The 13,378-nt window shown below is 47.8% G+C and carries 14 protein-coding genes; 6 read left to right on the top strand and 8 right to left on the bottom strand.

What is annotated here, in order from left to right; all coding sequences use genetic code 11:
• Positions 1-11 precede the first annotated feature (11 nt).
• Entirely contained in the window at positions 12-551 is a 540-nt protein-coding gene (locus tag QUF14_RS07785; protein WP_000808667.1) for a septation protein A, read from the top strand.
• Positions 552-655: 104 nt separating this feature from the next.
• A complete protein-coding gene (yciA, locus tag QUF14_RS07780; protein WP_000108160.1) occupies positions 656-1,054 on the top strand; it encodes an acyl-CoA thioester hydrolase YciA in 399 nt (132 codons plus the stop codon).
• Between the two features lie 39 nt (positions 1,055-1,093).
• Here yciA and tonB read toward each other — a convergent pair whose 3' ends face one another.
• Positions 1,094-1,813, bottom strand: coding sequence for a TonB system transport protein TonB (tonB, locus tag QUF14_RS07775; protein WP_100733966.1), 720 nt, complete (start codon positions 1,811-1,813; stop codon positions 1,094-1,096).
• Between the two features lie 223 nt (positions 1,814-2,036).
• Between tonB and QUF14_RS07770 the strand changes: the two genes are divergently transcribed.
• Together QUF14_RS07770 and kch are read left to right on the top strand one after the other, a co-directional pair.
• The gene (locus tag QUF14_RS07770; RefSeq protein ID WP_000967595.1) at positions 2,037-2,333 is read left to right on the top strand and encodes a YciI family protein; all 297 of its coding nucleotides are present in this window, start codon (positions 2,037-2,039) and stop codon (positions 2,331-2,333) included.
• Between the two features lie 300 nt (positions 2,334-2,633).
• Positions 2,634-3,887, top strand: a complete 1,254-nt coding sequence (gene kch, locus QUF14_RS07765) for a voltage-gated potassium channel protein (RefSeq protein WP_100733952.1) — start codon at positions 2,634-2,636, stop codon at positions 3,885-3,887.
• 54 nt (positions 3,888-3,941) lie between these two features.
• Here kch and QUF14_RS07760 read toward each other — a convergent pair whose 3' ends face one another.
• Positions 3,942-4,115: a YciY family protein gene (locus QUF14_RS07760; RefSeq protein ID WP_001309467.1), complete on the bottom strand. Its 174-nt coding sequence runs from the start codon at positions 4,113-4,115 to the stop codon at positions 3,942-3,944.
• Between the two features lie 142 nt (positions 4,116-4,257).
• Here QUF14_RS07760 and cls point away from each other — a divergent pair, with 142 nt between their 5' ends.
• Together cls and QUF14_RS07750 are read left to right on the top strand one after the other, a co-directional pair.
• Positions 4,258-5,718 carry a cardiolipin synthase gene (gene cls / locus QUF14_RS07755; RefSeq protein ID WP_000214516.1) on the top strand — a complete coding sequence of 487 codons (1,461 nt, stop codon included), beginning with the start codon at positions 4,258-4,260 and terminating at the stop codon, positions 5,716-5,718.
• Between the two features lie 34 nt (positions 5,719-5,752).
• Entirely contained in the window at positions 5,753-6,082 is a 330-nt protein-coding gene (locus tag QUF14_RS07750) for an HI1450 family dsDNA-mimic protein (RefSeq protein ID WP_000366958.1), read from the top strand.
• Positions 6,083-6,134: 52 nt separating this feature from the next.
• On the opposite strand, the gene oppF is transcribed toward QUF14_RS07750, so the two are convergent.
• From oppF to ychE, 6 genes are all read right to left on the bottom strand, one after another.
• Complete coding sequence (gene oppF / locus QUF14_RS07745) at positions 6,135-7,139, bottom strand: murein tripeptide/oligopeptide ABC transporter ATP-binding protein OppF (RefSeq protein WP_000994905.1); 1,005 nt, start codon at positions 7,137-7,139, stop codon at positions 6,135-6,137.
• Entirely contained in the window at positions 7,136-8,149 is a 1,014-nt protein-coding gene (oppD, locus tag QUF14_RS07740; RefSeq protein WP_000110960.1) for a murein tripeptide/oligopeptide ABC transporter ATP-binding protein OppD, read from the bottom strand. The genes oppF and oppD overlap by 4 nt, the downstream gene beginning before the upstream one ends.
• 11 nt (positions 8,150-8,160) lie before the next feature.
• A complete protein-coding gene (gene oppC, locus QUF14_RS07735; RefSeq protein WP_000979659.1) occupies positions 8,161-9,069 on the bottom strand; it encodes an oligopeptide ABC transporter permease OppC in 909 nt (302 codons plus the stop codon).
• A 14-nt stretch (positions 9,070-9,083) separates the two neighbouring features.
• Entirely contained in the window at positions 9,084-10,004 is a 921-nt protein-coding gene (oppB, locus tag QUF14_RS07730; RefSeq protein ID WP_000911112.1) for an oligopeptide ABC transporter permease OppB, read from the bottom strand.
• An 85-nt stretch (positions 10,005-10,089) separates the two neighbouring features.
• The gene (gene oppA, locus QUF14_RS07725) at positions 10,090-11,721 is read right to left on the bottom strand and encodes an oligopeptide ABC transporter substrate-binding protein OppA (RefSeq protein ID WP_001317786.1); all 1,632 of its coding nucleotides are present in this window, start codon (positions 11,719-11,721) and stop codon (positions 10,090-10,092) included.
• A 735-nt stretch (positions 11,722-12,456) separates the two neighbouring features.
• Complete coding sequence (ychE, locus tag QUF14_RS07720; RefSeq protein WP_000616773.1) at positions 12,457-13,104, bottom strand: NAAT family transporter YchE; 648 nt, start codon at positions 13,102-13,104, stop codon at positions 12,457-12,459.
• Between the last annotated feature and the right edge of the window lie 274 nt (positions 13,105-13,378).

The following is a 13,378-nucleotide window of genomic DNA, read 5'->3' as shown; positions in this document are numbered from 1 at the left end:
GGAATCGTAAAATGAAGCAGTTTCTTGATTTTTTACCGCTGGTTGTCTTTTTCGCGTTTTACAAGATTTATGACATCTATGCGGCTACTGCGGCGCTGATCGTCGCCACGGCGATTGTGCTTATATATAGCTGGGTTCGCTTTCGTAAGGTTGAGAAGATGGCCCTGATCACTTTTGTTCTGGTGGTCGTCTTCGGTGGCTTGACGCTGTTCTTCCACAATGATGAGTTTATTAAATGGAAGGTTACTGTCATTTATGCCCTGTTTGCAGGTGCCCTGTTAGTCAGCCAATGGGTGATGAAAAAGCCGCTAATTCAGCGGATGCTGGGTAAAGAACTCACGCTGCCGCAACCGGTATGGTCGAAGCTGAATCTGGCCTGGGCTGTTTTCTTTATCCTTTGCGGTCTGGCAAACATCTACATCGCATTCTGGCTGCCGCAAAATATTTGGGTCAACTTTAAAGTGTTTGGCCTGACCGCTCTTACCTTAATCTTCACATTGTTAAGCGGTATCTATATCTACCGCCACATGCCGCAGGAAGATAAATCCTAACCAGACTGCCAGTCCTTCGGGGCTGGCACTGTATCTCCTCTGTTCTCCTCAGGAAAATCATAGTAGCATCGCGCCTGTGATTTTCCTTTTAAGTCGGTTTTACCATGTCTACAACACATAACGTCCCTCAGGGCGATCTTGTTTTACGTACTTTAGCCATGCCCGCCGATACCAATGCCAATGGTGACATCTTTGGTGGTTGGTTAATGTCACAAATGGATATTGGCGGCGCTATTCTGGCGAAAGAAATTGCGCACGGTCGCGTAGTGACCGTGCGGGTTGAAGGAATGACTTTCTTACGACCGGTTGCGGTCGGCGATGTGGTGTGCTGCTATGCACGCTGTGTCCAGAAAGGGACGACATCGGTCAGCATTAATATTGAAGTGTGGGTGAAAAAAGTCGCGTCTGAACCCATCGGGCAACGCTATAAAGCGACAGAAGCATTATTTAAGTATGTCGCGGTTGATCCTGAAGGAAAACCTCGCGCCTTACCTGTTGAGTAATAGTCAAAAGCCTCCGGTCGGAGGCTTTTGACTTTCTGCTTACTGAATTTCGGTGGTGCCGTTAATTTTAAACAGGATATTCACCACAATCCCACTGCCTGGCTTACCCGGCTCATAACGCCATCTGCGCATCGCATTTTTCACCTCACGCTCAAACATGTTCGCAGGCTTGGCTGAGAGGATTTGCACGTTATCCACGCGACCATCCGGCGTGACATCAAATTTAACTTTAACCTGCCCTTCAATGCGCAATGCCTGTGCTCGTGCCGGATACTGCGGCTGATTGCGACTTAATGCGCGTGATCCTGAAGCCACACTTGTAACCGGCTTGCTGGTTGCAGCCGTCGCCGTACTTGATGTCGGGCGCGCGGGTGCCGTATTTTCAAACGGTGATGCCGGACGCGACTCTACGGGTTTGACATCGCGTTTTGGCTGCTCCTGTACCTTTTTCACCGGCTTCGGTTTTGGCTTAGGTTTCGGCTTAGGCTTTTCAATGACCACCGGTGCTTCTTTTGGCGGTTCAGGGATCGGCTCAGGTTCCGGTTCTGGCTCTACCACCGGCTCCGGTGGCGGCTGAACGGCTTGTGGCGGTTCGAGATCCGCAGGCGCAACCATCGTGACAGAAATTGGCTGCGCAGGCGCAGGTAGTTCAATAACCTGATGTACCGAGGTATAGAGCAGACCCGCCACAACAGCACCATGAATGCAGACCGAAAGTAACGTCGGCCAGGGGAAGCGGCGAGGTAAATCAAGGGTCATTGAAGTCATAATCATTTCAGCAGAAAAACCAGGCCTCGATTTTAAATGCAAATAGCAATCATATTCAATAAGGCAAGACGATCAGGATCAGTGAAAATGTCATTTTTGGCGTAATTGACCTTACTTTATGCATGGTCTTAACAAAGACATCATCTTTCCGTTGCAGATCTTCGCCCTTTCAAATAACGTACTTTACAACTTTCCCGAACAAGGAGTTGTGCCCGTGTTGTATGTTATTTACGCTCAAGACAAAGCTGATAGCCTCGAAAAACGCCTTTCCGTTCGTCCGGCACATTTAGCACGTTTACAGTTACTGCATGATGAAGGTCGATTGTTGACCGCCGGTCCAATGCCAGCAGTAGACAGTAACGATCCAGGGGCTGCGGGATTTACTGGCTCAACCGTTATTGCTGAATTTGAATCGCTGGAAGCAGCTCAGGCCTGGGCCGATGCTGACCCGTACGTGGCGGCAGGAGTCTATGAACACGTTTCAGTGAAACCATTTAAGAAAGTGTTCTGAATAGAGATTCAATATTTAAGGGCACGGTTTTAGCAACCGTGTTCTAGTTTGGCCTTTCCTTATAGGTCTGTCAGTGCATTCACCCCCACAAGCAGATAATAACTTTATCTGTATTTCTTTATATGATGTGAGCATATTCAGGAAAAATGCCCTTTCCTGACGCAGAGTTGCTCACTCAAAACCTTTGATTACTTCAGATAAAGTCATCTACTATTGTTTAACACATTCACGTGCTGCATGTATGTTCAGAAAATGTGCACGTTGAGATAATTAAACAAAATTGTGGTTACAGAGGTATCAGTGAGTCACTGGACTACATTCAAACAAACAGCAACAAATTTATGGGTGACCCTACGGCACGACATTCTCGCGCTGGCCGTCTTTTTAAATGGATTGCTTATTTTTAAAACAATCTATGGTATGTCGGTCAATTTGCTTGATATTTTCCATATCAAAGCCTTTTCAGAGTTAGATCTCTCCTTGCTGGCAAATGCCCCACTCTTTATGCTCGGCGTCTTTCTTGTCCTGAACTCCATTGGCTTACTGTTCCGGGCAAAGCTCGCATGGGCAATCAGTATCATTTTGTTGTTGATAGCGCTAATTTACACCCTGCATTTTTATCCCTGGCTGAAATTTAGTATTGGATTTTGCATTTTTACGCTGGTGTTTTTGCTGATACTGCGCAAAGACTTCTCCCACAGTAGCGCCGCAGCCGGGACAATTTTCGCATTTATTAGTTTCACGACGTTACTGTTTTACTCCACCTACGGTGCGCTTTATTTAAGCGAAGGTTTTAATCCGCGAATAGAAAGTTTGATGACCGCGTTCTATTTTTCGATAGAAACCATGTCAACCGTCGGCTATGGCGATATTGTCCCTGTTTCTGAATCAGCACGATTATTCACTATTTCGGTCATTATTTCCGGCATTACCGTTTTTGCCACCTCCATGACTTCAATTTTTGGTCCGCTTATCCGCGGGGGATTCAACAAACTTGTAAAAGGAAAAAATCATACAATGCATCGTAAAGATCATTTTATTGTTTGCGGGCATTCGATTCTCGCCATCAATACGATTCTGCAACTGAATCAACGCGGACAAAATGTAACGGTTATCAGCAACTTGCCTGAAGATGATATCAAGCAACTTGAGCAACGCTTAGGTGATAACGCTAATGTTATCCCCGGTGACAGTAATGACAGTTCAGTATTAAAGAAAGCAGGAATCGATCGATGCCGGGCCATTCTGGCGCTGAGTGATAACGATGCTGATAACGCGTTTGTTGTACTATCGGCAAAAGATATGAGCAGTGATGTCAAAACAGTTCTCGCCGTCAGTGATAGCAAAAACCTGAATAAGATTAAGATGGTACATCCGGATATCATTCTCTCGCCGCAACTGTTTGGCAGCGAAATTCTGGCACGAGTTTTAAATGGTGAAGAGATTAATAATGATATGCTCGTTTCAATGTTGTTGAACTCCGGTCATGGTATTTTCAGCGATAACGATGAACAAGAAACGAAAACTGACAGCAAAGAATCGGCGCAAAAATAGAGTTTGAAGACGAAAGGGCAAACTTATTGGGCACCGCAATGGTGCCCAGAACATTTAGATATTGTAGATCGCAAACAATAACGAGTTACGCTGTTTGTTTAGAATGCACTTCCTGATGCTGTGGATACGCATATTTCGGCGCGACTGCCCCTCAAGCCAACGCGATTTACGTCGGCTAGCCTGACGCTGCATGCGCCAGCGCCCCACTTCCGTTCTACTCCGCTTCATGTTAACTACTCTATGCAATAACAGAATGGTCATTATACCCCCGACCCCGACGCTGACCAGTGCTTTTCCCGCGTTTTTATTTGCCAGATGAATCCATATGCGTAAACTCATAACAATGCGCTTTCAAAAGGATTTCTAATCTATGACAACCGTTTATACGTTGGTGAGTTGGTTGGCCATTCTGGGATACTGGTTGCTCATTGCAGGCGTAACTTTACGCATTCTAATGAAACGACGCGCAGTTCCCTCCGCGATGGCCTGGCTGTTGATCATTTACATTCTGCCCTTAGTCGGAATTATTGCCTATCTTGCCGTTGGCGAGCTCCATTTAGGCAAACGCCGCGCTGAGCGCGCCAGAGCGATGTGGCCTTCCACCGCAAAATGGCTTAACGACCTTAAAGCCTGTAAGCATATCTTCGCCGAAGAAAACAGCAGTGTCGCAGCGCCATTATTCAAGCTCTGTGAACGTCGTCAGGGTATCGCTGGGGTTAAAGGGAATCAGCTACAACTGATGACCGAGTCAGATGATGTGATGCAGGCGTTAATCCGCGACATCCAGCTCGCTCGCCATAATATCGAGATGGTGTTTTATATCTGGCAGCCCGGCGGCATGGCGGACCAGGTGGCTGAATCATTAATGGCCGCTGCGCGACGCGGCATTCATTGCCGATTGATGCTTGACTCCGCCGGCAGTGTGGCTTTTTTCCGCAGCCCGTGGCCCGAGCTAATGCGTAATGCCGGTATTGAAGTGGTCGAAGCCTTAAAGGTCAATCTGATGCGTGTGTTTTTACGCCGTATGGATCTGCGCCAACATCGCAAGATGATCATGATCGATAATTACATCGCGTACACCGGCAGCATGAATATGGTCGACCCTCGCTACTTCAAACAGGATGCGGGTGTAGGGCAATGGATTGATCTGATGGCGCGTATGGAAGGTCCCATCGCCACCGCGATGGGGATTATATATTCCTGCGACTGGGAGATTGAAACCGGGAAACGTATTCTGCCGCCACCACCAGATGTCAATATTATGCCGTTTGAGCAGGCCAGCGGTCACACCATTCACACAATTGCTTCTGGCCCCGGCTTTCCGGAAGATCTCATTCACCAGGCATTACTGACTGCGGCTTATTCGGCACGTGAATATTTGATCATGACGACGCCCTACTTTGTGCCCAGCGATGATTTACTTCATGCGATTTGCACGGCGGCGCAGCGCGGGGTGGATGTCAGTATTATCCTTCCGCGAAAAAATGATTCAATGCTGGTTGGCTGGGCCAGTCGCGCGTTCTTTACGGAACTGCTGGCTGCTGGGGTTAAAATTTATCAGTTTGAAGGCGGGTTATTGCATACCAAGAGCGTGCTGGTCGATGGCGAATTAAGTCTGGTTGGTACCGTTAACCTTGATATGCGTAGTCTGTGGCTGAATTTCGAGATTACCCTGGCAATCGACGATAAAGGGTTTGGTGCTGACCTCGCCGCCGTTCAGGACGATTATATTTCGCGTTCTCGTCTGCTCGATGCCCGTTTATGGCTAAAACGCCCATTATGGCAACGTGTCGCCGAGCGACTGTTTTACTTCTTCAGCCCGTTGCTGTAAAACGTCGCCAACAGAGGTTAAACAGGTAGTGACTATGGATATGGATCTAAACAATCGCCTGACTGAAGATGAAACGCTTGAGCAGGCCTACGATATTTTTCTCGAACTGGCTGCCGACAATCTCGATCCAGCTGATGTTCTGCTGTTCAATCTTCAGTTTGAAGAGCGCGGCGGCGCGGAGTTATTCGATCCGGCAGAAGACTGGCAGGAACATGTTGATTTCGATTTGAACCCGGACTTTTTTGCCGAAGTGGTGATTGGTCTGGCAGACAGTGAAGATGGTGAAATCAACGATATTTTCGCGCGAATTCTGTTATGCCGCGAAAAAGATCACAAACTGTGCCATATCATCTGGCGGGAATAAATAATCGCTTTTGCCATGAAAAAGGGCTGACAACTGTCAGCCCTTATTTTGTTTAAAGCGGATCGACTTTCAGGCAAGACACGGCGTGTCTGAAACTCCCCTCCAGCACAGGACGTGTTTTGGCACACTCTGGACCGGCAATCGGGCAACGGGTACGGAAAACACAACCGGAAGGCGGGTTGATCGGCGACGGTAATTCCCCTTCCAGTAACTGGATAGTTTTGTTCTTCTCCAGATCCGGATCAGGTATGGGGACTGCCGACATCAATGCCCTGGTGTAAGGATGTAGCGGATTGTGGTAGACCTCATCATAGGTCCCCAGTTCTACCGCATGGCCGAGATACATCACCAGCACACGATCGGAAATGTGTTTTACCACGGCCAGGTCGTGAGCGATAAAAATTAATGACAATCCCATCTCGCGTTGCAGCTGCTGGAGCAGGTTGACCACCTGCGCCTGAATTGACACGTCCAGCGCCGACACCGGCTCATCACAGATAATCAGCTTCGGTTCAAGAATAAGAGCACGAGCAATCCCGATACGCTGGCACTGCCCACCAGAGAACTCATGCGGATAGCGGTTAATCAGGTTAGGCAATAACCCGACTTTCAGCATCATCGCCTTCACGCGCTCGCGAACTTCCTGGCGTGACATTTTCGGATGATAAGTACGCAGTGGTTCAGCGATGATCTCGCCGATGGTCATACGCGGGTTAAGCGATGCCAATGGATCCTGGAAAATCATCTGAATATCACTGCGAACGGCACGCCATTCATCGGGCTTCATGCCCAGCAACTCTTTACCTAACCAGGCAACATGACCGTCGGTCGCTTTAACCAGGCCAATGATGGCGCGAGCAAAGGTGGACTTACCGCATCCCGACTCCCCTACCACACCTAATGTTTCCCCTTCATACAGGCGAAGAGTTACACCATCTACGGCTTTGAGCGTTTTCGGCGGTTGCCAGAACCACTGTTTGCCATCTTTGATTTCAAAGTGCACTTTCAGATCGGCGATTTCGAGGAGGACTTTTCTTCCTTCGGTTACAGCATTCATAACAGTTCCTCCACCGGTTTAAAGCAAGCACGCAGACGGCCAGGCGTAAACTCTTCCAGCGGCGGTGCGCTACTACAAATTTCCATCGCATGCGGACAACGTGGCTGGAACGGGCAACCTTTCGGTAATCGCAACAGGTTTGGCGGATTACCCGGGATGGTCAACATTGTTTCACCTTCCGCATCGAGACGCGGCACCGCGTTGAGTAAACCGATAGAATAAGGATGAACGGGTTGATAAAAGACATCGCGCGCGTTGCCATATTCCATCGTGCGCCCGGCGTACATTACCAGCACTTTGTCGCAGATCCCTGCCACCACGCCAAGATCGTGGGTGATCATAATGATGGCGGTATTAAATTCCCGCTTCAGTTCATTCAATAGCGTCATGATCTGCGCCTGTACGGTGACGTCCAACGCAGTAGTGGGTTCATCAGCAATCAGCAGCTTAGGTCGACATAGCAATGCCATCGCAATCATGACTCTTTGACGCATGCCGCCAGAAAATTCATGCGGAAACATCTTCATGCGTTTACGCGCTTCCGGCATTTTTACCGCATCGAGCATCCGCACCGACTCTTCAAACGCTTCGGCCTTGCCCATGCCTTTATGCAGCATCAGCACTTCCATCAACTGCTCACCGACGCGCATATAGGGATTCAACGAAGTCATCGGATCCTGAAAAATCATTGAGATTTGTTCAGCACGCAGTCTATTGAGTTCACGCTCTGGCAAATTGAGGATTTCACGCCCATTGAAGGTTGCCGATCCGCCAATACGTCCGTTGGCAGCCAGCAGGCCCATCAACGCAAATGCAGTTTGCGATTTACCCGAACCAGACTCACCTACAATGCCCAGCGTTTCTCCGGCACGTAGGGAAAAATTCAAATCATTGACCGCCGTGACGTCGCCGTCCGGGGTACTAAAGGTGACACGCAAATCTTTCACGTTCAGCAGTGCGTCAGCCTGTTGTTGTGCGAGCGGCACAGTTGCAGTTTCAATTACGCTCATGGCTGCACTCCTTAACGATCTTTCGGGTCGAGGGCATCACGCAAGCCATCGCCGATAAAGTTGAAACAAAATAGCGTCACCACGAGGAATCCCGCTGGGAACAACAGTAACCATGGAGAGACTTCCATCGAGTTCGCGCCATCACTCAGCAATGCGCCCCAGCTGCTTAACGGCTCTTGCGTCCCCAACCCCAGGAAGCTAAGGAAAGATTCAAAGAGGATCATGCTGGGCACCAGTAGCGATGCGTAGACCACCACCACACCGAGTACGTTCGGTACAATGTGGCGAATAACAATGCCCGGCGTCGATACACCGCCAACTTGTGCCGCCTCAATAAACTCTTTACGCTTCAGACTCAGGGTTTGCCCACGCACAATACGAGCCATATCCAGCCAGGAAACCATGCCAATCGCCACGAAAATCAGCAGGATGTTTTGACCGAAAAAGGTCACCAGCAAAATGACGAAGAACATGAATGGGAAGGAGTTGAGGATTTCCAGCAGACGCATCATTACCGAATCCACTTTACCGCCCAGATAACCGGAAAGCGAACCATAAAGTGTCCCCACGACCACTGCCACCAGTGCCGCAGCAACACCGACCATGAGTGAGATACGCCCGCCAATCGCAACACGCACAAGCAGGTCGCGACCGGATGAGTCAGTACCAAAGTAGTGACCGGACTCCATATCTGGGGCGCTGGACATCATCGCCCAGTCAGTATCGTCATAGGCAAACTGCGAAAGCATCGGTGCCAGGATTACAAATAACGCGATTAGCACCAGCACTATCAGACTGGCAACCGCCGCACGGTTATGCATAAAACGTCGACGTGCGTCCTGCCACAAGCTGCGCCCTTCGACCTCCAGCTTTTCACTGAAATTTTCCAGCGTCTCGCTGTTTTTCTTACTTAACATCATCGCGAGCTCCAGTATCAGTAACGGATTTTCGGGTCGATAACCGCATATAGCACATCGACAATGGCATTAAACAAAATGGTTAACGCGCCAACCAGAATGGTCAGACTTAACACTAAGGAATAGTCACGATTCAATGCGCCATTAACGAACAATTGCCCAATCCCCGGTAAACCATAAATGGTTTCGATGACCATAGAACCGGTAATAATGCCGACAAATGCAGGGCCCATATAGGAGAGCACGGGTAACAGAGCAGGTTTTAATGCGTGGCGTAAAATGATCCGCCGCATAGGTAACCCTTTCGCCCGGGCAGTACGTATAAAGTTGGAGTGTAATACTTCAATCATAGAGCCACGGGTAATACGCGCAATACTGGCGATATAGGCGAGTGACAACGCCACCATTGGCAGTATCATGAATTTAAGCGCACCACCATTCCAGCCACCGCCCGGCAGCCAATGCAAAATGATCGCAAATATCATGACTAATAATGGCGCAACCACAAAACTGGGGATAACAACCCCGGTCATTGCCAGCCCCATCACGGTATAGTCCCATTTGGTGTTTTGTTTTAATGCGGCAATAACGCCAGCACTAACACCCAGTATTACCGCAAGGAAAAATGCTGCGGCTCCCAGTTTGGCAGAAACGGGAAAACTGGATGCAACCAGGTCGTTGACCGAATAATCTTTATATTTAAACGATGGACCGAAATCGCCATGCGCCAGTTGTTTCAGGTAGCTGAAATACTGTGTCATGATCGGATCATTAAGATGATATTTCGCTTCGATATTGGCCATCACTTCTGGCGGTAAAGTACGTTCGCCGGTAAAAGGGCTTCCCGGCGCGAGGCGCATCATGAAGAACGAAATAGTAATAAGAATAAATAGCGTCGGAATCGCTTCCAGACAGCGACGTAGAATAAATTTTAACATTGCCCTACCTTCTGGCCTGTGCCTTCTGTAATGCGATAAAAATCAGACACCGTGGAGCAGGACACTCCTGCCCCACGTATTGCCATTAGTGCTTCACAATGTACATATTCCGGGTGTAGGTATTATCCAGCGGATCTTTGCCGGTATAGCCACCAACCCACGGTTTCACCAGACGCGCATTCACGTAGTAATAAACAGGAACAATGGCCGAATCCTTATCCAGCTGTTGTTCTGCTTTAGTGTACAGAGCTGTGCGCTGCGCCTCGTCAGTCGCTTTCAGCGTTTCCGCCATAATGCTGTCAAAGGCCGGGCTCTTATAATGCGCGGTATTCATCGAGCTGTTCGACAGCATGGTGTTCAGGAAGGAAGTTGGTTCGTTGTAGTCTGCACACCAGCCTGCACGGGCCACATCAAAAGTGCCCTGGTGACGGGTGTCGAGGAACGTTTTCCACTCCTGGTTAACCAGTTTGACGTTTACACCAATGTTTTTCTTCCACAATGAAGAGGCAGCAATCGCCAGCTTTTTATGCAGATCGGAGGTGTTATACAACAGGTTGATGGTCAACGGTTTGTCTGCGGTATAACCCGCTTCAGCCAGCAGTTTTTTCGCTTCTTCGTTACGTTTTTCCTGGCTCCAGCCAAACCATTCCGGCTGAGTCAATTTTGCGCCATCAGTATACGGTGGAGTGTAACCATAGGCGGGCATGTCGCCCTGCGCTTTCACTTTATTAACAATGATATCGCGGTCCATACCCAGTTTCAGTGCGGTACGCACACGTACATCGTTGAATGGCGGTTTCTGGTTGTTAATTTCGTAATAATAAGTGCACAGGTATGGATCAACGTGAACTTCGTCCGGGATCTCTTTTTTCAGCTTCTGGAACAATTCGATCGGCATGTTGTTATAAGTCATGTCGATTTCACCACTACGGTAGCGGTTGACATCGGTAACTTCAGAAGCAATAGGCAAATAGGTTACCTGGTTAATAACGGTTTTCGCGTTGTTCCAGTAGGTTGGGCTGCGTTCAAGAACGATTCGTTCGTTTACGACCCAATCTTTTAAGGTATAGGCACCGTTGGTGATGATATTACCAGGCTGGGTCCATTTTTCGCCGAATTTCTCGATAGCGGCTTTTGGCACCGGTGAAGTTGATGGGTGAACAAGTAATTTATAGAAGTACGGAACAGGTTCACTTAAGGTGACTTCTAATGTGTGATCATCAATAGCTTTCACGCCGAGATCGGTAATCGGTTTTTTCCCTTCAAGAATTTCATCAATACCGGCGATATGCCCATATTGCAGATAACTGGCATACGGAGAAGCGGTGTTTGGATCAACAGAACGTTGCCAGCTATACACAAAGTCTTGTGCTGTGACTGGCGTGCCATCAGACCATTTCGCATCTTTACGCAAATGGAAGGTCCAGACTTTCGCGTCTTTATTATCCCAGGATTCAGCGACGCCAGGTGCCGGATGACCGTCAAGATCGCTGACCAGTAAGCCTTCAAACAGGTCTCGGCTGATATTAGACTCCGGAACACCTTCAATTTTATGCGGATCTAATGACTGAACTTCTGAACCATTGTTACGTACCAGCGTTTGTTTTTCCGCCAGTGTGACGCCTGCGGGTACATCAGCTGCCAGCGCGACATTCCCTGCCATAAGCGCAGCCAGAACGCCAGCTGCTACTAAACTTCTCTTGGTGATGTTGGTCATTGTTTTTTGGACTCCCTCATTATAATTACTGGTATTAACCAGCATGTGTAATCCCGGATTGGGACCCTGCACAGGCTCGGAGACTTTCTGCTGTCAGGTTACTTTATCGTTACGGATTGCTATCACCGACTTTATTTATTCTGGTGATTCAGACGATCACCTTATGTCGATTCGTACTGTGTCTCCCCTGTCGAGACACATTATTCTTTTGCGACGCTCTTTAATTGTTAATTATTCTCATTACCAATAAAAATCGCCTGGCGGTTGGTCGGAAAGTACCAAATGCGCTTCTTACTCGCCAATACATTTTGCAAAATTGTTAAGCAATTCTCTTTTATTGACAGTGTCAGAATCTACAGCGCGCGTCCATGCTTTAACAAACATCTTTCAATTCAATCAAATAGAGAACTGTTAAGCATGTCTATCTTTTCTGGCTATAGATTAAGTCGTGAAATACACAATAATTTAACAAACGATTATTATTTAGCACTTTCCTCTACCAAAGGCAGTGGAATTACTAATATCATTTCAATTATTCTTCAGCAAGCCCAGGATTATGATGTGGCGAAAATAACATGATGGTGAGGCGAAGCAGTTAAGGAAATCCTTATAACTAACTGTAATTTCAGAGGAATATTCTTACCTATTCCTTTTGCTTTTGATAACTGCGCGGGAACAAAGTAAAAATAATGACGAAAAAACGGAGCATGTCAGCTCCGTTTCATTTGAAAGGAATTAATTAAGCAGGCCGGGGAAAATCCCCTTAATACCAGTAACGATAAATTCAATCCCCAACGCCATCAGCAATAGCCCCATAATACGCGTAATCACGTTGATGCCGGTCTGGCGTAAAACCCGTACCAGCCACGGTGCCATGCGGAACAATCCCCAGCAGCATAAAGCAAACAATGCAATAGCCACAAAGAAACCAAATAGATAGCTAATACTGTGATAACGCGTACCCCAGACGATGGTGGAACTAATCGCCCCTGGCCCCGCCATCAACGGCAACGCCAATGGCACTACACCAATGCTTTCACGTACCGCGGTTTCTGATTTTTCTTGCTTGTTCTGTTTATCCTCGCCGAGCTTGCCGCTGATCATCGACATCGCAATCGTCACCACCAGGATGCCACCGGCGATACGGAACGAATCAATTGATATACCAAAAAGCTGTAGAATCGTGTCGCCGAGAAAAAGCGAGATCCACAAGATAATGGCCACAGACAGGTTGGCTGTAAGGTTCGTTTTGTTTCGCGCTGCCGCTGTCTGATAACTGGTCATGCTGATAAAGACGGGAATAATCCCAACCGGGTTGACCAGCGCAAATAACCCGATGAAAAATTTGAAGTAAACGGGAAAATCAAAAAGGGTCTGAATCACGGTTAGCTCCGAAGCAAAAGCCGGATAATGTTAGCCATAAAAAGGTTAAAAAGACGCGCTGACAATACGCCTTTTAACCGCATTTTTCACCTCCTAACTACTTAAAATTGCTATCATTCGTTATTGTTATCTAGTTGTACAAAACATGCTAATGTAACCAACAAACCATACTACAATTTATTAACTGTTAGCTATAATGGCGAAAAGCGATGCTGAAAGGTGTCAGCTTCGCAAAAATTTGATTTGGATCACGTAATCAGTACCCAGAAGTGAG

The sequence above is a fragment of the Escherichia sp. HH091_1A genome (assembly GCF_030295175.1).
GTDB lineage: Bacteria > Pseudomonadota > Gammaproteobacteria > Enterobacterales > Enterobacteriaceae > Escherichia > Escherichia coli_F.
The sequence above is the reverse complement of the archived record's forward strand: the minus strand, read 5'-3'. Positions and strand labels throughout refer to the sequence as shown.